A 20,403-nucleotide genomic window follows, 5' to 3' on the forward strand; every position below is an offset into this window, starting at 1 on the left:
AAAGACAATGGAGAGCACCCCCTATGACCCAACAACCCACCCGCGCCGGCACCGTCGGCGCTATCCTCCGCGTGACCAGCGGGAATTTTCTCGAACAGTTCGACTTCTTCCTGTTTGGCTTTTACGCCACCTATATCGCCCGCACCTTCTTTCCGGCGGAGAGCGAGTTCGCGGCGCTGATGCTCACCTTTGCGGTATTTGGCTCGGGCTTCCTGATGCGTCCTATCGGCGCGGTGGTGCTCGGCGCTTATATCGACAGAATCGGTCGCCGCAAAGGGCTGATGGTCACCCTGGCGATCATGGGCTGCGGGACGCTACTCATCGCCCTGGTCCCTGGCTATCAGACTATCGGCGTGCTGGCGCCGATCCTCGTGTTAGTGGGCCGTCTGCTGCAGGGGTTCTCGGCGGGCGTCGAGCTTGGCGGAGTGTCGGTCTATCTCTCTGAAATCGCTACGCCGGGCAATAAAGGCTTCTATACCAGCTGGCAGTCCGCCAGCCAGCAGGTGGCTATCATCATGGCGGCGCTGATCGGCTATGCGCTGAACGCCACGCTGGAACATGAGGAGATTGCCGCCTGGGGCTGGCGCATCCCCTTTTTTATTGGCTGTATGATCATTCCGCTGATTTTCGTGCTGCGCCGCTCGCTGCAGGAGACCGAGGAATTCCTGCAGCGTAAACATCGCCCGGATACCAAAGAGATCCTGACCACCATCGCCAGAAACTGGCGCATTATTACCGCGGGGACGCTGCTGGTAGCGATGACCACCACCACTTTCTACTTTATTACTGTCTATACGCCAACCTACGGCAGAGCAGTGCTGCACCTCAGCGCCCGCGACAGCCTGCTGGTCACCATGCTGGTGGGCATCTCCAATTTTATCTGGTTACCGATTGGCGGCGCGATCTCCGATCGGATCGGTCGTCGCCCGGTGCTGATGGGGATTACCGTGCTGGCGCTGCTCACCACCTGGCCGGTGATGCACTGGCTCACCGCCGCGCCGGATTTCACCCGTATGACGCTGGTCCTGTTGTGGTTTTCCTTCTTCTTGGGCATGTATAACGGCGCGATGGTGGCGGCGCTCACCGAAGTGATGCCGGTTTATGTCCGCACCGTGGGCTTTTCGCTGGCCTTCAGCCTCGCCACCGCCATCTTCGGCGGCCTGACGCCGGCTATCTCCACTGCCCTGGTCGAGCTTACCGGCGATAAAAGCGCGCCGGGATGGTGGCTGATGTGCGCTGCGCTGTGCGGGTTCATCGCCACCGCGCTGCTGTTCGTGCGCCTGAGTCGCGGCTATCAGCCGGCGGAGAGTCAGCGCTAAAAAAACAAACGGGCGGAGATAGACTCCGCCCGTTTGCCGCTGCCGTCTGGCTTAATGGGTGGTGTTATTGCTGCGGATCTCTTTCCAGATCTGGTCGCAGCGCGCTTTCACCGCCTGATCGTTACCGGTACGGGTAGCCTGGATACACTGCTGATAATCCAGTACCCGGACGCTCTCCTGGTTAGCAAACTGCTGGTGCTGTTTATCCTCTTTCAGGACATTCAGTACGCTCTGGCAGGCTTCAATTTTGTCCGGATTGCCTTCCGCCGTATTAATACAGGCGCTATAGGCATCTTTCAGTTTGGTGTCTTCTTTCGGTGCCGGCGACGTGGTGCAGGCCACCAGAGCCGATGCCATCATGGCAATAAGCAGCATTTTTTTCATTGTCGTTCTCCCAGAGGTGCGGCAGGCTCACGCCCGCCGCGCAGGCATCAGAAAATTGTGAACGGGGCGATAACCATGAACTTCACGTCGCGCTCATCCTGGAAGATGTTGCCGTAGCCGCCGCTCCAGCTCGGAATATCGGAATGGTTGTCGTACTGGGTAAAGTGCAGTTTAAACAGCGTGCCCTTCGCCCGGCCTTCCTGCACGGTATACAGCGCATCCAGGCTGTAGGCCGACTCTTTCAGACGGTAATCAGCGTCATAGTAGGCGTCCGGGGAGGACATTTTGCCCGGCTTCGCATCCCAGGCGTACACATAAGACGCGCCAAACGCCCAGCCCGGCATATCCCAGTTTTTCATGTCATACATCGCGCCGAAGAAGACCGCTTTTTCGCCGTTGGCGTTGAAGTCGGAGCGGTTATCCCACCAGATATCGAGACGACCGTTGGAGGAGGCGTAGGTCGGGGTCATACGCTGCAGGAAGTAGCCCTGCTGGCCATCGGCCTTCACCCAGGTCCCTTCCAGACGCAGATCCAGCACATCCGCCACTTTATAGCCAAAGGTTAACGCCTGCAGCCATGCGGTGCCGTCATAGATGTCGTTGACCCCGCCGTTGCTGACCTTATCGCGAGTGCCGTAGAACTGGTAGCTGGTGCTCAACGGCGCGCCGGCGACGTCAAACTTGTAGCTGGCTTTAGCAAAGTACTGATCGATATAGCCCTGAGCCTGACCAAATGCCGCCTCCAGCACCAGGTCGTTTTTGAAATCATATTTGGCGCCGACGGAGTGGAGATAATCGACTTTGGTCTTCTTATCGTTCTGGTAGAAATCATCCATCTCGATATGCCATGGCGCTTTATACTCGTTCGTCCACATATAGGAGAAACTTAACGCGCCCGCGGTGCCATAGTCGAAGTTGGCCCCGGCTTCCGCCCCCTGATAGGTACCCGGCATAAAGCTCCAGTGCGGCGCCAGCAGGGTCTGACCGGTTGGCTGGATGTAGCCCGCGCGCGCCCACGCCGGACCGTATTTGAATTTCGCAGCGGCTTTATACAGGCTGATGCCGCTCTTATCGCCGGAGTAGTCTTCGTCATAGGCTTTGTTACGCGACGAGAAGGCGATTTCGTTCGGGTGGCCGCTGTCGCCGTTCTCCGCCATTTCAATCGCGGTAAACGCCGCAATATCAAGGCCAAACATATCGGCGGCATAGCCGGACTGGAAGTCCAGGTTGGCGTTCCAGGTGGAGTGGGAAAGGTTGGTTTTGTATTTGTCGCCGTCGGCCACATCTTTACGGTCACGCTCACGCTGCCAGTAATAGATACCGCCGGTTAAAGTAGAATCATCGATAAAGCCTGCTGCGCTGGCCTGCGGAATCACAACCCAGCCCGACATCGCGGTGACGGCGGCAATAGCCAGCGCCAGCGTACTACGTTTGCCACTAAACGTACGCATGTGCATATCCTCTTTGACGTTTTAAAAGGCGAAGACCAGGGGGTCATTCGCTAAAAAAAATAAATAACACTGCAAAATGTGGGGCGGTGAAAAAGGCCGCGAAACCACTGTAGATAGACTATTTTTCGTGACGCGAATTATCAATGTTTTTCGTGAGGCAAAGCTTAAGATTATGACAAAGCGCACATAATTTATGTCGTTTTGTTACAGTCTTATCTCTGATAATTTTGTCATGGAAGTCATTGCAAAATCAGGGAAAAACGTAAAACCTGAAAGCGATTACATTGGTTTTTTGTATGAGACAGGAAATATCAGAAGCGTTATTTATTTCCGGTTTGAAACAGAATTAATTCGCTTCGCGAAAATAAAAAGAGTAATTGGCTGATTCTGAAACAAAAAAAGCGCCGCAGAGTGCGGCGCTTTGACGGTAGGGAAACGGTTATTCGCCCGCTTTCGCCCAGGTATCGCGCAGACCGACGGTGCGGTTAAACACCAGACTGGTTGCGGTTGCATAGCGGCTGTCGAGGCAGAAGTAACCTTCACGCTCAAACTGGTAAGCTTTACCGGCTTCCGCCTGCGCCAGGCTCGGCTCCGCGTAACCCTGTTTGATCACCAGCGATTCCGGATTGATCACCGCGAGGAAATCCTCCGCTGCACCCGGGTTTGGTACGCTGAACAGGCGATCGTAGAGACGGATCTCTACCGGCAGCGCATGCGCCGCGCTCACCCAGTGGATCACGCCTTTGACCTTGCGGCCGTCAGCCGGATCTTTACTCAGGGTGTCGGCATCGTAGGTGCAGAAGATAGTGGTGATATTGCCTTCGGCATCTTTCTCCACGCGTTCCGCTTTGATGACGTAGGCGTTGCGCAGACGCACTTCTTTGCCCAGCACCAGACGCTTGTACTGCTTGTTGGCTTCTTCACGGAAGTCCGCGCGGTCGATCCAGATTTCCGCGCTGAACGGCACTTCGCGGCTGCCCATCTCCGGCTTGTTCGGATGGTTCGGCATCGCCACCATTTCGCTTTCGCCCTGCGGGTAGTTCTCGATAACCAGTTTCACCGGATCGATCACTGCCATCGCGCGCGGCGCGTTTTCGTTGAGATCTTCGCGAATGCAGGACTCCAGCGACGCCATCTCAATAGTGTTGTCCTGCTTGGTCACGCCGATGCGCTTGCAGAATTCGCGGATGGATTCGGCGGTGTAGCCGCGACGACGCAGACCGGAGATGGTCGGCATCCGCGGATCGTCCCAGCCTTCCACGTGCTTCTCGGTCACCAGCTGGTTCAGCTTACGCTTGGACATCACCGTGTATTCAAGATTCAGGCGCGAGAATTCGTACTGGCGCGGGTGAACCGGGATGCTGATGTTGTCCAGCACCCAGTCGTACAGACGACGGTTGTCCTGGAACTCCAGGGTACACAGCGAGTGGGTAATGCCTTCCAGCGCATCGCTGATGCAGTGGGTGAAGTCGTACATCGGGTAGATGCACCACTTGTTGCCGGTCTGATGATGCTCAGCGAACTTAATGCGGTACAGCACCGGATCGCGCATCACGATGAACGGCGACGCCATATCGATCTTCGCGCGCAGGCAGGCCTTGCCCTCTTCGAAGCCGCCGCTGCGCATTTTTTCGAACAGCACCAGGTTTTCTTCCACGCTGCGGTCGCGATACGGGCTGTTCTTACCCGGCGCTTTCAGGGTGCCGCGATATTCACGAATTTCATCAGGAGAGAGTTCATCAACATAGGCCAGGCCTTTGTTGATCAGCTCAACCGCATACTGATGCAGCTGATCAAAGTAGTCAGACGAGTAGCAAACGTCCCCGGACCAGTGGAAACCTAACCACTGCACGTCGTTTTTAATCGACTCCACGTATTCGATATCTTCTTTCACCGGGTTGGTGTCATCGAAACGCAGGTTGCATTGGCCCTGATAATCCTGGGCGATGCCGAAGTTCAGGCAGATGGATTTCGCATGGCCAATGTGCAGATAACCGTTCGGCTCCGGCGGGAAGCGGGTGTGAACGGTGGTGTGCTTACCGGTAGCCAGATCTTCATCAATGATCTGACGGATAAAGTTAGTCGGGCGGGCTTCTGCCTCACTCATCACGGGTTCCTCAAAGCGTAAACAACGTATAACGGCACATGATCTTACAAGCAGGGCGTAGTGACAACTATTAGTTACGTAAAATAGGTATCAGAAGAGGATTACGGGGCCGATTGCTGCAAAAAAAAGCGGCGAAGGTTTCCCTTCGCCGCTGAGGCATAAACTCGACTCAGGAGCCTTACTTGCCTTTAATCTCATACAGCGGCGTCTGGCCGGCAACGACCTTACCGCTCGCCAGTATCACCAGCGCGCTGTAGTCATCGCTGTTGCTGCAGACCACCGGGCTAATCATCGAGCGCGCGTTGGCGTTGAGGAAGTCCAGATCCATTTCCAGAATCGGCTCGCCCGCCTTCACGTCCGCGCCCTCTTCAACCAGACGTTTGAAGCCCTTGCCTTCCAGCGCCACGGTGTCGATACCCATGTGGACAACGATTTCCGCACCGTTGTTGGTTTCGAGGCAGAACGCGTGGTTAGTGTTGAAAATTTTCACCACGGTACCGGCGGCCGGGGCCACCACGATGTTGCTGGTCGGTTTCACCGCGATACCGTCGCCGACGGCTTTGCTGGCGAAGGCTTCGTCCGGCACCTGTTCGAGGGCCACCACGTCACCGGTAATCGGCGAAACCAGCGACTCAACGGTCTTCGCGTTCGCTACCGCCTGCGGTTTAGCCGCGGGCGCTGCGGTGGCGACGTTGCCAGCCGGTGCGGCTGCCGCTGCCGCTACCGGGCCGCGGGTCACCACTTTTTTCATCTCATCGCCGATAGACTCTGCCTTCGCGCCGACGATAACCTGGATGGTTTGCTTATTCAGTTTCACCACCCCGGACGCGCCGAGACGTTTACAGGCGGCGTCGTTGACTTTCGCCGAATCGCCCACGGTCAGGCGCAGACGGGTGATACAGGCGTCAATCGCTTTCAGGTTGTCCGTTCCGCCCACTGCGGCGATATAGCTGGTCGCCAGCTGGGTCAGGCCTTCTTCAGTGTTGCTGTTCGCTTCTTCCGTAACCACGTCAGCGGCTTTGTCTTCACGACCCGGCGTTTTCAGGTTGAACATGCGGATCACCGCGCTGAACAGCAGGAAGTAGACGAAGAAGAACACCACGCCCATCACCAGCAGCATCCAGACGTTTTTGCTGGCGGCCGGCAGGCTGTACATCAGCACGTAGTCAATAGCGCCTGCGGAGAAGGAGAAGCCCGCATGAATGCCCAGCGCCGTTGCGATGAACAGGCTGATACCGGTCAGTACCGCGTGCAGGAGGTACAGCAGCGGAGCCAGGAACATGAACAGGAATTCCAGCGGCTCGGTTACCCCGGTCAGGAACGCGGTGATGGCAACGGACAGCAGCATACCGCCCACCATCGGACGACGCGCTTTCGGAGCGGCCAGATACATCGCCAGCGCCGCGCCCGGCAGACCAAACATCATGATCGGGAAGAAGCCGGACATGAACATCCCCGCGGTGCCGTCGCCGGCGTAGAAGCGGTTGATGTCGCCGTGGAACACGGCGCCTGCGGCGTTCGTGAACTCACCAATCTGGAACCAGGCGATGGTGTTCAGCACCTGATGCAGACCGGTCGGGATCAGCAGACGGTTGATAAAGCCGAAGATACCGGAACCCAGCGCCCCTGCGGAAACGATCCACTCGCCGCCCGCATGGATAGCGTGCTGCACCGGCGGCCAGACGTAGCCGAAGAGCGCCGCGAGGATCAAACAGAAGAAGCCGGTGGCGATCGGCACGAAGCGTTTGCCGCCGAAGAAGCTCAGGAAGTCCGGCAGCTTGATGCCGGCCCAGCGATTGTACACCGCCCCTGCTACCAGACCGGTAATGATACCGGCCAGTACGCCCATGTTGATTTCCGGATTGATGGTGACCATCGCTTTGGTCATCACGAAATAACCTACTGCCCCGGCCAGCGCCGCAGAACCGGCGTTATCCTTGGACCAGCTTGACGCCACACCGATAGCAAAGATCAGCGCCAGGTTGTCAAAGATAGCCCCACCCGCTTGCGCGATGAAGGGTACATTCAACAGGTCTGGTTGCCCGAAACGCAGCAGCAATGCCGCGACCGGCAGCACTGCGATAGGGAGCTGTAACGCCCTACCCAGTCGCTGAAAGAAACCTAAAATATTCATCTTATTCCCCCTATGAGACCCCGATGAGGCTCATTTTCAAAGCCACTTTTTTATTGTGTAACAAGGTCGGTTTTATCACTTACCGGCAAAGTGTGTGAAAAATTAATTCGTATCGCAAATTAAACGGGTATTTTTTGTGATAATTATCACCAAATATCGTATTCACCCCTCCCTTAGACTGGCTAACATCGAAAACTTATTTTATCATTCAAAAAATCAACACGGATTGACCCCGGTCGGCGCAGTTGCTGCAATACTCTCCTCAGAGTGCTGGCGCCAATCCGCCAGATTCTACTTTTAACTATAGAGGTGAAGAATGAGACTGATCCCCCTGGTAACCGCTGAGCAGGTCGGTAAATGGGCTGCCCGCCATATCGTGAACCGCATTAATGCATTCAAACCAACCGCGGACCGTCCGTTCGTGCTGGGTCTGCCCACCGGCGGCACCCCGCTCACCGCCTACAAGGCGCTGGTTGAAATGCATAAAGCAGGCCAGGTTAGCTTCAAGCACGTTGTCACCTTCAACATGGATGAATACGTTGGCCTGCCGAAAGAGCATCCGGAAAGCTATCATAGCTTCATGCACCGTAATTTCTTTGACCACGTTGATATTCCGGCAGAAAATATCAACCTGCTGAATGGTAACGCGCCGGACATCGATGCGGAATGCCGTCGCTATGAAGAAAAAATTCGTTCCTACGGTAAAATCCACCTGTTTATGGGCGGCGTGGGCAACGATGGCCACATCGCGTTCAACGAACCGGCCTCTTCTCTGGCGTCCCGCACCCGTATTAAGACCCTGACCCATGACACCCGTGTGGCGAACTCCCGCTTCTTCGACGGCGACGTGGATCTGGTGCCGAAATATGCGCTGACCGTCGGCGTGGGCACCCTGCTGGATGCAGAAGAAGTCATGATTCTGGTGCTGGGCCATCAGAAAGCGCTGGCGCTGCAGGCGGCAGTTGAAGGTAACGTCAACCACATGTGGACCATTACCTGTCTGCAGCTGCATCCGAAGGCGGTGATCGTCTGCGACGAACCGTCCACCATGGAGCTGAAAGTGAAGACGCTGAAATATTTCAACGAATTAGAAGCTGAAAATATTAAAGGTCTGTAATGTAGTCGCGTCCCGCGACTTTGCGCGGGACCATCTTTTTCTTTGTATGCATCATCAGGCCGGCGGCAAACGAACGTTCCCGGGCCTGATGAGGCGTATATACCGGGGGTCGTAATGTATGCATTAACCCAGGGCCGGGTTTATACCGGTCATGAAATTCTCGATGACCATGCGGTTGTTATCGCTAATGGCCTTATCGAACGTCTTTGTCCGCTGGCAGATTTGCCGTCTGACATCGAGCAGCGCTCAGTCAACGGCGCGATCCTCGCCCCCGGTTTTATCGACGTCCAGCTCAACGGCTGCGGCGGCGTGCAGTTTAACGACAGCCCTGACGCGGTCACTGTCGAAACGCTGGAGATCATGCAGAAGGCCAACGAACGCTCAGGCTGCACCAGCTTCCTGCCGACGCTGATTACCTCCAGCGACGATCTGATGAAGCAAGGCGTCCGCGTGATGCGCGAATACCTGCAAAAGCACCCGAACCAGGCGCTGGGTCTGCATCTTGAAGGACCGTGGCTGAATATCGTTAAGAAAGGCACCCACAATCCCGACTACGTGCGTAAACCGGACGCGGCGCTGGTCGATTTCCTGTGCGATAACGCCGATGTGATCACCAAAGTGACCCTCGCCCCTGAGCGCGTCGAGCCGGAAGTGATCCGCAAACTGGTCGCCGCCGGGATAGTCGTCTCCGCGGGCCACTCCAACGCCACGCTGAAAGAGGCGAAAGTGGGCTTCCGCGCGGGCATTACCTTCGCTACCCACCTGTATAATGCGATGCCCTACATTACCGGCCGCGAACCGGGTCTGGCCGGGGCGATTTTTGACGAGCCGGATGTCTACTGCGGTATTATTGTCGACGGGATGCACGTCGATTACGCCAACGTGCGCAACGCCAAGCGCCTGAAAGGCGACAAACTGTGCCTGGTCACCGACGCCACCGCGCCGGCGGGGGCGAATATTGACCAGTTCATTTTTGCCGGGAAAACAATATACTACCGCAACGGGCTGTGCGTAGATGAAAACGGCACCCTCAGCGGATCTTCCCTGACCATGATTGAAGGGGTGCGTAATCTGGTTGAGCATTGCGGTGTGGCGCTGGACGAAGTATTGCGGATGGCGACGCTCTATCCCGCGCGCGCCATTGGTGTGGACAAGCAGCTCGGCAGCATTGCGCCGGGTATGGTCGCTAACCTGACCGCCTTTACACGCGATTATAAAATCACCAAGACCATCGTTAATGGTAACGAGGTCGTCACTGAGTAAGTAAAAGTATGACAGCAGGCGGACAAGCTCAAATTGGTAACGTTGACCTCGTAAAACAACTGAACAGCGCGGCCGTGTACCGCCTGATTGACCAGCATGGGCCTATCTCGCGCATTCAGATCGCGGAACAAAGCCAGCTTGCCCCTGCCAGCGTGACCAAAATCACGCGTCAGCTTATTGAGCGCGGCCTGATCAAAGAAGTCGATCAGCAGGCCTCCACCGGGGGGCGCCGCGCCATCTCCATCATTGCGGAGACGCGTAACTTCAACGCCATTGGCGTGCGCCTTGGCCGCTATGACGCCACCCTAACCCTCTATGATTTAAGCAGCAAGACCCTGGAGGAGGAGCATTTCCCGCTGCCCGAGCGCACCCAGGAAACGCTGGAACACGCCCTGCTGAATATCATCGCCACTTTTATCGAAAACTGTCAGCGCAAAATCCGCGAGCTGATCGCCATCTCGGTGATCCTACCGGGGCTGGTGGATCCAGAAAGCGGCGTGATCCGCTATATGCCGCACATTGCGGTGGAAAACTGGGGCCTGGTCGGGGCGCTGGAAAAACGCTTCAACGTTACCTGCTTTGTCGGGCACGATATCCGCAGTCTGGCGCTGGCCGAGCACTATTTTGGCGCAAGCCAGGACTGCGAAGACTCCATACTGGTGCGCGTGCACCGTGGCACCGGGGCGGGGATCATCTCCAACGGACGCATTTTTATTGGCCGTAACGGCAACGTGGGCGAAATTGGCCATATTCAGGTCGATCCGCTGGGTGAACGCTGCCACTGCGGCAACTTCGGCTGCCTGGAGACCGTCGCGGCGAACGCCGCCATCGAACATCGCGTTCGCCATCTGCTGGACCAGGGCTACCAGAGCCGCCTGACCCTCGATGACTGCACGATCAAAACCATCTGCAAAGCGGCCAACAAGGGCGATGCCCTGGCCTGCGAGGTGATCGAGTACGTAGGGCGTCACCTCGGAAAAACGATCGCCATCGCCATCAACCTGTTCAATCCGCAAAAAATCGTCGTCGCCGGCGAAATTGTGGAAGCCGAGAAAGTGTTGCTCCCGGCCATTGAGGGCTGCATTAACGCCCAGGCGCTGAAGGCGTTTCGTAAGAACCTGCCGGTGGTGCGCTCCACCCTCGATCATCGCTCAGCGATTGGCGCCTTCGCGCTGGTCAAACGCGCCATGCTCAATGGCACGCTGCTGCAGCGCTTGCTTGAGAGCTAATCGCCCCCCTTTATAGATAAGCGCGTCGCTCTGTCACTGGCGGGCATCGCCCGTCAGAGGTGTGAAACCGCATCGCTGACGCGTATAGTTTCGTCTTTGTTAATGATTCTGGACCCACCATGACCATTCAAAACATAATTTGTGATATTGACGGCGTGCTGATGCACGATAACGTCGCCGTTCCCGGCGCTGCCGAGTTTATCAAGCGCATCCTCGATAAAGGCATGCCGCTGGTGATGCTGACCAACTACCCGTCGCAAACCGGCCAGGATCTGGCGAACCGTTTCGCCACCGCCGGGATTGAGGTGCCGGATAGCGCCTTTTACACCTCGGCAATGGCGACGGCCGATTTTCTGCGCCGCCAGGAAGGCAAGAAAGCCTATGTGGTGGGTGAAGGGGCGCTGATCCACGAGCTGTATAAAGCCGGCTTTACCATTACCGATGTCAACCCGGATTTTGTCATCGTCGGGGAAACCCGCTCCTTTAACTGGGAAATGATGCATAAGGCGGCCTTCTTTGTCGCCAATGGCGCCCGCTTCATTGCCACCAACCCGGATACTCACGGTCGCGGCTTCTACCCGGCCTGCGGCGCTCTGTGCGCCGGGATCGAGAAGATCTCCGGCCGTAAGCCGTTTTACGTCGGTAAACCCAGCCCGTGGATCATCCGCTCAGCGCTGAACAAAATGCAGGCCCACTCCGAACAGACGGTGATCGTCGGCGACAATCTGCGCACCGACATTCTGGCCGGCTTCCAGGCGGGGCTGGAGACCATTCTGGTGCTCTCCGGCGTCTCGACCCTCGACGACATCGACAGCATGCCGTTCCGCCCGTCGTGGATCTACCCTTCCGTCGCGGAAATCGATATTTTCTAATGCCAGCCACGTCTCAGGACGTGGTTGTTCATTTCTGACGCCTGCTAAAAGCCCCCCCATCTAATAAAAACGGCTTATAATTGCGTATTCTTCAATAAAGCCGTTCAAAAGATACTCTTTTTTTACTATTCAACAATCGTAGTTGCGTTTTTTCTTTTTCCGGCCGTAAAACCCTTGCGCCGGCTCCCCCTTTACGGCATTTTCTTAAGCACGCACTCAGGCTTCGCCACGAGACGAAGCCAGCACAACATCAAACACGACAGGGTAATGGAGAAGGCTATGTGTTCTATTTTTGGCGTACTGGATATTAAAACTGACGCAGGCGAGCTGCGTAAAAAGGCGCTGGAGCTTTCCCGCCTGATGCGCCATCGCGGTCCGGACTGGTCTGGCGTGTATGCCAGCGACAAAGCGATTCTGGCGCACGAGCGCCTGTCGATTGTCGACGTCAACGCCGGCGCCCAGCCGCTGTACAACGCCGAAAAAACCCATGCGCTGGCCGTTAACGGCGAAATCTACAACCATCAGGCGCTGCGCGCGGAATATGGCGATCGCTATCAGTTCCAGACCGGCTCCGACTGCGAAGTGATCCTCGCGCTGTATCAGGAAAAAGGCCCGGCGTTCCTCGACGACCTGCAGGGGATGTTCGCCTTCGCCCTGTACGACAGCGAAAAAGACGCGTACTTAATTGGTCGCGACCATATCGGTATTATTCCGCTGTATATGGGCCATGACGAACACGGCAACTTCTACGTCGCCTCAGAAATGAAAGCCCTGGTGCCGGTGTGCCGCACCATTAAAGAGTTCCCGGCGGGCAGCTACCTGTGGAGCAAAGACGGTGAAATTCGCCAGTACTATCAGCGCGACTGGTTCGATTACGACGCGGTAAAAGACAACGTTACCGATAAGAACGAGCTGCGTCAGGCGCTGGAAGAGTCGGTGAAAAGCCACCTGATGTCCGACGTGCCCTACGGCGTGCTGCTCTCCGGCGGCCTTGATTCTTCGGTCATCTCCGCCATCACCAAGAAATTCGCCGCCCGTCGCGTCGAAGATCAGGAGCGTAGCGAAGCCTGGTGGCCGCAGCTGCACTCCTTCGCGGTCGGTCTGGAAGGCTCTCCCGACCTGAAAGCGGCGCAGGAAGTGGCTAACCACCTCGGCACCGTGCACCATGAAATTCACTTTACCGTTCAGGAAGGGCTGGATGCGATCCGCGACGTTATCTATCACATCGAAACCTACGATGTGACCACCATTCGCGCTTCGACGCCGATGTACCTGATGTCACGTAAAATTAAAGCCATGGGCATCAAAATGGTGCTTTCCGGCGAAGGCTCGGACGAAGTGTTCGGCGGCTACCTCTACTTCCATAAGGCGCCGAACGCCAAAGAACTGCACGAAGAGACGGTGCGTAAGCTGCAGGCGCTGCATATGTTTGACTGCGCTCGCGCCAACAAAGCGATGTCCGCCTGGGGCGTGGAAGCCCGCGTGCCGTTCCTCGATAAGAAGTTCCTCGACGTGGCGATGCGCATCAACCCGCAGGATAAGATGTGCGGCAACGGCAAAATGGAAAAACATATCCTGCGCGAATGTTTTGAATCCTACCTGCCGGCCAGCGTGGCCTGGCGCCAGAAGGAGCAATTCTCTGACGGCGTAGGCTACAGCTGGATCGATACGCTGAAAGAAGTGGCCGCGAAACAGATCAGCGACCAGCAGCTGGAAACCGCAAGCTTCCGCTTCCCGTACAACACGCCGACCTCCAAAGAAGGCTATCTGTACCGCGAGATCTTCGAAGAGCTGTTCCCGCTGCCAAGCGCGGCGGAGTGTGTCCCTGGCGGTCCGTCGGTGGCCTGCTCTTCTGCCAAAGCCATTGAATGGGATGAAGCGTTCAAAACCATGAACGATCCGTCAGGCCGCGCGGTGGGCGTCCACCAGTCGGCCTATAAATAAGCCCTGACAGGCGATGAAACGCGAAACGGACCCTCCGGGGTCCGTTTTCTTTTTGCGGGATTTATGCCGCTGAAAAACGATAAATAACCAATAATTGCCGATTATTGCAGCGAGCTGTTCGCAACCTAACCAAACAGTCACATTACAACGATTTTCCTTGAAAAAGAGGTTGACGCTCGCAGGCCCAATACGCATAATGCGCCCCGCAACGCCGATAAGGTTACGCGAAAAAAAGATGGCTACGTAGCTCAGCTGGTTAGAGCACATCACTCATAATGATGGGGTCACAGGTTCGAATCCCGTCGTAGCCACCATCTTTTTTTGCGGGAGTGGCGAAATTGGTAGACGCACCAGATTTAGGTTCTGGCGCCGCAAGGTGTGCGAGTTCAAGTCTCGCCTCCCGCACCATTCACCAGTCAGCGTTGTACGGATGGGGTATCGCCAAGCGGTAAGGCACCGGTTTTTGATACCGGCATTCCCTGGTTCGAATCCAGGTACCCCAGCCATATTTCTTCGATATTTGCGGTTCACCGCGACGGTATTGGGGTATCGCCAAGCGGTAAGGCACCGGTTTTTGATACCGGCATTCCCTGGTTCGAATCCAGGTACCCCAGCCATCGAAGAAACAGTAAGACAATTTGGCTACGTAGCTCAGCTGGTTAGAGCACATCACTCATAATGATGGGGTCACAGGTTCGAATCCCGTCGTAGCCACCATATTCGGGACGTATCGATACACATCGATAAATCCGCAAACAATTTGTTGGGGTATCGCCAAGCGGTAAGGCACCGGATTCTGATTCCGGCATTCCGAGGTTCGAATCCTCGTACCCCAGCCAAATTAAAAAGTCGTTCAGCAATGAACGCACTGTTGCGCTAAAACCGGGATGTTGACGGTTAAATGCAACAGACAATTGGGGTATCGCCAAGCGGTAAGGCACCGGATTCTGATTCCGGCATTCCGAGGTTCGAATCCTCGTACCCCAGCCACTTCAATGCAAAAAAGCCCACCTCGGTGGGCTTTTTTGTTATTGGCGTTTTGCCATCCTGGCGCATCACTGACTGCCGGGCAGGCGCTTTCCACGACGCCCCTGCCCGCGACGCCGGTTTACAAGCCTAACGCATACTTCAGCGCCTGACGCTTCAGCACCCCGGCGCGTTCGGCCGCCATCAGGCCAATATTGCGCAGCATCCGCACCGGCGCCAGGTCATTGCTGAATCCGGCGTAAAACAGATCCATCCCCGACTGCATAATAAAATTATCCGCCCGCCGCCGCCCCTGGTAGCGCTTGAGCACCGGCAGGCTGGCCCACTCTTCGCCGCGGCCGCGCGCTTGCGTCAGGACCTCCAGCAGGGCGTCGACATCACGGTAGCCAAGGTTAACCCCCTGCCCCGCCAGCGGATGAATGGTGTGCGCCGCATCGCCCACCAGCGCCAGACCAGGCTGAACATACTGCAGCGCATGACGCCGGGTGAGCGGGAAGGCGCCGGCCGCCTGCGGCGTCACCCGCCCGAGACGCGCCGGGAAATGGCGGGCGATCTCCTGCTGGAGCTGGGGCATGGACATGCCCTGCAGCTGACGGATCCGCGCCGGGGCGTCATACCACACCAGCGAGGCCCAGTTGTCGAACAGCGGCAGGAAAGCGCGCGGTCCGCTGGGGGTAAACTGCTGCCAGGTGCTGTCGCCGGGATCGTCGGCGCATTGGACGCTAATGAGCATACAGGATTGCTGATATTGCCAGGCATGCACGCCGATGCCGGCCATCTCCCGCACCTGAGAGCTGGCGCCGTCGGCGCCGATAACCAGCTGGGCGTGGATCGTCTCCCCGTCGCGTAAACGCAACGCCGTCTCCGCCTCGCCGCGCTGCATCGCCTCCAGTTCGCCGCCAACGCGCAGGGTAACCCCTTCGTGCGCCGTCAGCGCTTGCCACAGGCCCCACTGCAGGACCTTGTTCTCGACCATATAGCCCAGCTCCGGCAGCTTAAGCTCGGCGGCGTCAAAGGCGACGTGGGCGCTCTCCCACTCCCAGGTCTCCAGACGACGGTAAGCGTGGACGCGCATCGCCCGCACGGCATCCCAGACGCCAAGGCTTTTCAGCAGGCCGACCGAGGCCGCGCTGATCGCCGAGATCCGCACATCCGGGGCGGATGCCGGATCGAAAGCCGGAGGCGCCGTTTTCTCAAGCACCGTCACGGTAAATCCCTGTTGCGCCAGCCCCAACGCCAGGGCGCCGCCGACCATGCCGCCGCCCACGATGGCGACATCTGTTGCGTGAATTGTCATGGCTATTATCCTTAAAGCAGAATCCGTTAAGTTTACCGGATTTTTCGCCCTCTTGCGGTGATAACGCTCGCACTGGTCAGGGGGCGACCAAAGCATTACAATACGCGCCCTGGAATGCGAAATTCACCCTGTATATATCCCCGCGTTTTGGATATCTATTACTGAGCATGAGCAAGTCAATGACAAAAAAACTCCATATTAAAACCTGGGGCTGTCAGATGAACGAGTATGATTCATCAAAGATGGCCGATCTGCTGGATGCGACACATGGGTATCAACTGACCGAAGTGGCGGAAGAAGCAGATGTGCTGTTGCTCAATACCTGCTCAATTCGTGAGAAGGCCCAGGAAAAAGTTTTCCATCAGCTTGGCCGCTGGAAGCTGCTGAAAGAGAAGAACCCGGACCTGATTATTGGCGTGGGCGGCTGCGTGGCTTCCCAGGAAGGCGACCATATTCGTCAGCGCGCGCACTATGTCGATATTATTTTCGGACCGCAAACCCTGCACCGCCTGCCGGAGATGATTAACTCCGTGCGCGGCAACCGCAGCCCGGTGGTTGATATCAGCTTCCCGGAAATTGAAAAATTCGATCGCCTGCCAGAACCGCGCGCCGAAGGCCCGACCGCCTTTGTCTCGATTATGGAAGGCTGCAACAAATACTGCACCTACTGCGTGGTGCCCTACACCCGCGGAGAAGAAGTCAGCCGCCCGTGCGACGATATCCTGTTTGAAATCGCCCAACTGGCGGCGCAGGGCGTGCGTGAAGTCAACCTGCTGGGCCAGAACGTGAACGCCTGGCGCGGCGAGAACTACGACGGCACTACCGGCAGCTTTGCCGATCTGCTGCGCCTGGTCGCCGCTATCGACGGCATCGACCGCATTCGCTTCACCACCAGCCACCCGATCGAATTTACCGACGATATCATCGACGTCTATCGCGATACGCCGGAGCTGGTGAGCTTCCTGCACCTGCCGGTGCAAAGCGGCTCCGACCGCGTACTGAACCTGATGGGACGCACCCATACTGCGCTGGAGTATAAAGCGATTATTCGCAAGCTGCGTGAAGCGCGTCCGGATATTCAGATAAGCTCCGACTTTATCGTCGGCTTCCCCGGCGAAACTACGGAAGATTTCGAAAAGACAATGAAGCTTATCGCCGACGTCAATTTCGATATGAGCTACAGCTTTATCTTCTCCGCCCGCCCGGGCACCCCGGCGGCCGATATGGTTGACGACGTGCCGGATGCCGATAAGAAACAGCGTCTGTATATTCTGCAGGAGCGCATCAACCAGCAGGCGATGGCCTGGAGCCGTCGCATGCTCGGCACGGTACAGCGCATCCTGGTGGAAGGCACGTCGCGCAAAAACATCATGGAGCTTTCCGGACGTACGGAGAACAACCGGGTGGTCAACTTTGAAGGCACCCCGGACCTCGTCGGCAAGTTTGTGGATGTCGAAATTGTCGATGTTTACACCAACTCGCTGCGCGGCAAAATCGTGCGCACCGAAGCGGAGATGGGTCTGCGTATCGCTGAATCACCTGAATCAGTGATTGCCCGCACCCGTAAAGAGAACGATCTTGGCGTGGGTATCTATCAGCCGTGATCCCTTCAGGCCTGTCGGTTCCGGCAGGCCTTGTAATTCCTCTCTCCGTCCCTATATCTACAGCAATGCTTGCGCCATTTTCCTGTGACGTAAATAATTTCCTGATTAGCCGGCCACGCGCCGCGTCCGGCCACCTGCGTAAAGAGGAACAGTTTGAACATAGACACTCGTGAAATTACCCTGGAGCCAGCGGATAACGCACGCCTGTTAGCCCTGTGCGGCCCGTTTGACGACAACATCAAACAGCTGGAGCGTCGGTTAGGCATTGAGATCAACCGCCGTGACAATCATTTTAAACTGACCGGACGCGCCCTATGCGTGCACGCCGCCGCCGATATTCTGCGCAGCCTGTATGTCGACACGGCGCCGATGCGCGGTCAGATTCAGGATATTGAACCAGAGCAGATCCATCTGGCGATTAAAGAGGCGCGCGTGCTGGAGCAGAGCGCCGAGAGCGTGCCGGAGTACGGAAAAGCCGTCAATATCAAGACCAAGCGCGGGGTGATCAAACCGCGTACGCCGAACCAGGCGCAGTACATCGCCAATATCCTCGATCACGACATCACCTTCGGCGTGGGTCCGGCAGGTACCGGGAAAACCTATCTGGCGGTGGCGGCGGCGGTCGATGCGCTGGAGCGCCAGGAGATCCGCCGCATTCTGCTGACCCGTCCGGCCGTCGAGGCGGGCGAAAAGCTCGGCTTCCTGCCCGGCGATCTGAGCCAGAAGGTCGACCCGTATCTGCGCCCGCTGTACGACGCGCTGTTCGAGATGCTCGGCTTTGAGAAGGTGGAAAAGCTGATTGAGCGTAACGTCATCGAAGTGGCTCCGTTGGCCTATATGCGCGGACGGACGCTGAATGACGCCTTTATCATTCTTGATGAAAGCCAGAACACCACCATCGAGCAGATGAAGATGTTCCTGACCCGCATCGGCTTTAACTCCAAGGCGGTGATCACCGGCGACATCACGCAGATTGACCTGCCGCGCAGCACCAAATCCGGTCTGCGCCACGCCATCGAAGTGCTGGCGGAAGTCGATGAGATCAGCTTTAACTTCTTCCATAGCGAAGACGTGGTCCGCCATCCGGTGGTCGCCCGCATCGTGAACGCCTATGAGGCATGGGAAGCCGCAGACCAGAAACGTAAAGCAGAACTAGCCGCCGAGCGCAAACGCGAAGCCCAGGAACAGGAGCAAAAATGAGTCAGGTGATCCTCGATTTACAGCTGGCCTGCGAAGAGACCAGCGGCCTGCCGGACGAAGCCCTTTTTCAACGCTGGGTCGACGCCGTCATTCCGCCGTTTCAGGAGGAGTCAGAGTTAACGATTCGTCTGGTCGACGTTGCAGAAAGCCATGAGCTGAACCTGACCTATCGCGGCAAGGATAAACCGACCAACGTCCTCTCTTTCCCGTTTGAAGCGCCGCCGGGGATTGAAATGCCGCTGCTCGGCGATCTGATCATTTGCCGTCAGGTGGTGGAGCAGGAAGCCAGCGAGCAAGGGAAGCCGCTGGAGGCGCACTGGGCGCATATGGTGGTTCACGGCAGCCTGCATCTGCTGGGCTACGATCACATCGAAGATGACGAAGCGGAAGAGATGGAAGCCCTCGAAACAGAGATAATGCTTGCTCTGGGCTATGAGGACCCGTACATTTCCGAGAAGATTGCTGAATAGCCCCCTGCCGGATCGTGGCGCTTGCGCCTCATCCGGCCGCTGTTCATGCATTTTACCCGCCTGAACGTCAGGCAACCCATGCCGTCCGGCGCTGAGTTTACGCGCGACGAGCGACATTAAATCAACATGAGAACCCAAACGACGCCATGAGCGACGACAATTCACACAGTAGTGACACAGTAAACAGCAAAAAGGGATTTTTCTCCCTGTTACTCAGCCAGCTCTTTCACGGGGAACCGAAAAACCGCGATGAACTGCTGGCGCTGATCCGTGATTCCGGGCAGAACGATCTTATCGATGAAGATACGCGTGACATGCTCGAAGGGGTAATGGATATCGCCGACCAGCGGGTCCGCGACATTATGATCCCCCGTTCACAAATGATTACCCTGAAACGCAATCAGACGCTGGACGAGTGCCTCGATGTCATCATCGAATCCGCCCACTCGCGCTTCCCGGTCATCAGTGAGGATAAAGATCACATCGAAGGGATTCTGATGGCCAAGGATCTGCTGCCGTTTATGCGCAGCGACGCCGAAGCCTTCAGCATGGAAAAAGTGTTACGGCCGGCGGTTGTCGTTCCGGAAAGCAAGCGGGTCGACCGCATGCTGAAAGAGTTTCGCTCACAGCGCTACCATATGGCGATCGTTATTGACGAATTCGGCGGCGTCTCCGGTCTGGTGACCATCGAGGATATCCTTGAGCTCATCGTCGGGGAAATTGAAGACGAGTACGACGAAGAAGAAGATATCGATTTCCGCCAGCTGAGCCGCCATACATGGACGGTACGCGCCCTGGCCTCCATCGAAGACTTCAACGACGCCTTCGATACGCACTTCAGCGATGAAGAAGTGGATACCATTGGCGGGCTGGTAATGCAGGCCTTTGGCCACCTGCCGGCTCGCGGCGAATCTATCGACATTGATGGTTACCAATTCAAGGTAGCAATGGCAGATAGTCGTCGTATCATTCAGGTGCATGTTAAGCTGCCGGATGACGCTCCCCAGCCGAAGCTGGAAGAGTAA

Annotated in this window: 15 protein-coding genes and 7 tRNA genes; 17 read left to right on the top strand and 5 right to left on the bottom strand. The window is 56.8% G+C overall.

The window, feature by feature from the left end; translation table 11 throughout:
- The first annotated feature begins 23 nt into the window (after positions 1-23).
- Positions 24-1,319, top strand: coding sequence for an MFS transporter (locus tag AC6CWS_RS12765; RefSeq protein ID WP_065882507.1), 1,296 nt, complete (start codon positions 24-26; stop codon positions 1,317-1,319).
- A gap of 51 nt (positions 1,320-1,370) precedes the next feature.
- Here AC6CWS_RS12765 and AC6CWS_RS12770 read toward each other — a convergent pair whose 3' ends face one another.
- From AC6CWS_RS12770 to nagE, 4 genes are all read right to left on the bottom strand, one after another.
- Complete coding sequence (locus tag AC6CWS_RS12770) at positions 1,371-1,703, bottom strand: ChiQ/YbfN family lipoprotein (protein ID WP_023288851.1); 333 nt, start codon at positions 1,701-1,703, stop codon at positions 1,371-1,373.
- 47 nt (positions 1,704-1,750) lie between these two features.
- On the bottom strand, positions 1,751-3,154 hold the full coding sequence (gene chiP / locus AC6CWS_RS12775; RefSeq protein WP_065882509.1) for a chitoporin ChiP: 1,404 nt from the start codon (positions 3,152-3,154) through the stop codon (positions 1,751-1,753).
- A gap of 439 nt (positions 3,155-3,593) precedes the next feature.
- Positions 3,594-5,261 (bottom strand): glutamine--tRNA ligase, encoded by a 1,668-nt coding sequence (gene glnS / locus AC6CWS_RS12780; RefSeq protein ID WP_065882511.1) that lies wholly within the window; start codon positions 5,259-5,261, stop codon positions 3,594-3,596.
- Between the two features lie 178 nt (positions 5,262-5,439).
- Entirely contained in the window at positions 5,440-7,395 is a 1,956-nt protein-coding gene (gene nagE / locus AC6CWS_RS12785; RefSeq protein ID WP_023288849.1) for a PTS N-acetyl glucosamine transporter subunit IIABC, read from the bottom strand.
- A gap of 316 nt (positions 7,396-7,711) precedes the next feature.
- Between nagE and nagB the strand changes: the two genes are divergently transcribed.
- The 12 genes from nagB to AC6CWS_RS12845 all read left to right on the top strand — a co-directional run bounded on the left by nagB (position 7,712) and on the right by AC6CWS_RS12845 (position 14,810).
- Positions 7,712-8,512, top strand: coding sequence for a glucosamine-6-phosphate deaminase (nagB, locus tag AC6CWS_RS12790; protein WP_012542446.1), 801 nt, complete (start codon positions 7,712-7,714; stop codon positions 8,510-8,512).
- 114 nt (positions 8,513-8,626) lie between these two features.
- Positions 8,627-9,775: an N-acetylglucosamine-6-phosphate deacetylase gene (gene nagA / locus AC6CWS_RS12795; protein ID WP_032455137.1), complete on the top strand. Its 1,149-nt coding sequence runs from the start codon at positions 8,627-8,629 to the stop codon at positions 9,773-9,775.
- An 8-nt stretch (positions 9,776-9,783) separates the two neighbouring features.
- A complete protein-coding gene (nagC, locus tag AC6CWS_RS12800; protein ID WP_032455136.1) occupies positions 9,784-11,004 on the top strand; it encodes a DNA-binding transcriptional regulator NagC in 1,221 nt (406 codons plus the stop codon).
- Positions 11,005-11,123: 119 nt separating this feature from the next.
- Positions 11,124-11,876, top strand: a complete 753-nt coding sequence (locus AC6CWS_RS12805; RefSeq protein WP_023288846.1) for an HAD-IIA family hydrolase — start codon at positions 11,124-11,126, stop codon at positions 11,874-11,876.
- Between the two features lie 279 nt (positions 11,877-12,155).
- Positions 12,156-13,820, top strand: a complete 1,665-nt coding sequence (gene asnB / locus AC6CWS_RS12810; RefSeq protein ID WP_032455135.1) for an asparagine synthase B — start codon at positions 12,156-12,158, stop codon at positions 13,818-13,820.
- Between the two features lie 237 nt (positions 13,821-14,057).
- Positions 14,058-14,134 (top strand) — tRNA-Met (locus AC6CWS_RS12815).
- A gap of 9 nt (positions 14,135-14,143) precedes the next feature.
- Positions 14,144-14,228 (top strand) — tRNA-Leu (locus AC6CWS_RS12820).
- A 23-nt stretch (positions 14,229-14,251) separates the two neighbouring features.
- Positions 14,252-14,326: transfer RNA gene (locus AC6CWS_RS12825), tRNA-Gln, on the top strand.
- 36 nt (positions 14,327-14,362) lie between these two features.
- A tRNA-Gln gene (locus tag AC6CWS_RS12830) sits at positions 14,363-14,437 on the top strand.
- Positions 14,438-14,460: 23 nt separating this feature from the next.
- Positions 14,461-14,537 (top strand) — tRNA-Met (locus tag AC6CWS_RS12835).
- A gap of 47 nt (positions 14,538-14,584) precedes the next feature.
- A tRNA-Gln gene (locus AC6CWS_RS12840) sits at positions 14,585-14,659 on the top strand.
- A gap of 76 nt (positions 14,660-14,735) precedes the next feature.
- Positions 14,736-14,810, top strand: a tRNA-Gln gene (locus tag AC6CWS_RS12845).
- Between the two features lie 118 nt (positions 14,811-14,928).
- Here AC6CWS_RS12845 and ubiF read toward each other — a convergent pair.
- Entirely contained in the window at positions 14,929-16,104 is a 1,176-nt protein-coding gene (gene ubiF, locus AC6CWS_RS12850; RefSeq protein WP_065882513.1) for a 3-demethoxyubiquinol 3-hydroxylase, read from the bottom strand.
- A 179-nt stretch (positions 16,105-16,283) separates the two neighbouring features.
- Here ubiF and miaB point away from each other — a divergent pair, with 179 nt between their 5' ends.
- The 4 genes from miaB (at position 16,284) to corC (ending at position 20,403) form a co-directional block, all read left to right on the top strand.
- Positions 16,284-17,708, top strand: coding sequence for a tRNA (N6-isopentenyl adenosine(37)-C2)-methylthiotransferase MiaB (gene miaB / locus AC6CWS_RS12855; protein WP_004885906.1), 1,425 nt, complete (start codon positions 16,284-16,286; stop codon positions 17,706-17,708).
- Positions 17,709-17,861: 153 nt separating this feature from the next.
- Positions 17,862-18,908 carry a PhoH family protein gene (locus AC6CWS_RS12860; RefSeq protein WP_004176871.1) on the top strand — a complete coding sequence of 349 codons (1,047 nt, stop codon included), beginning with the start codon at positions 17,862-17,864 and terminating at the stop codon, positions 18,906-18,908.
- Positions 18,905-19,378, top strand: coding sequence for an rRNA maturation RNase YbeY (gene ybeY / locus AC6CWS_RS12865; RefSeq protein ID WP_023288844.1), 474 nt, complete (start codon positions 18,905-18,907; stop codon positions 19,376-19,378). The genes AC6CWS_RS12860 and ybeY overlap by 4 nt, the downstream gene beginning before the upstream one ends.
- Before the next feature lie 146 nt (positions 19,379-19,524).
- Positions 19,525-20,403 (top strand): CNNM family magnesium/cobalt transport protein CorC, encoded by an 879-nt coding sequence (gene corC / locus AC6CWS_RS12870; RefSeq protein ID WP_004197606.1) that lies wholly within the window; start codon positions 19,525-19,527, stop codon positions 20,401-20,403.

The sequence above is a fragment of the Klebsiella sp. M041 genome (assembly GCF_059759695.1).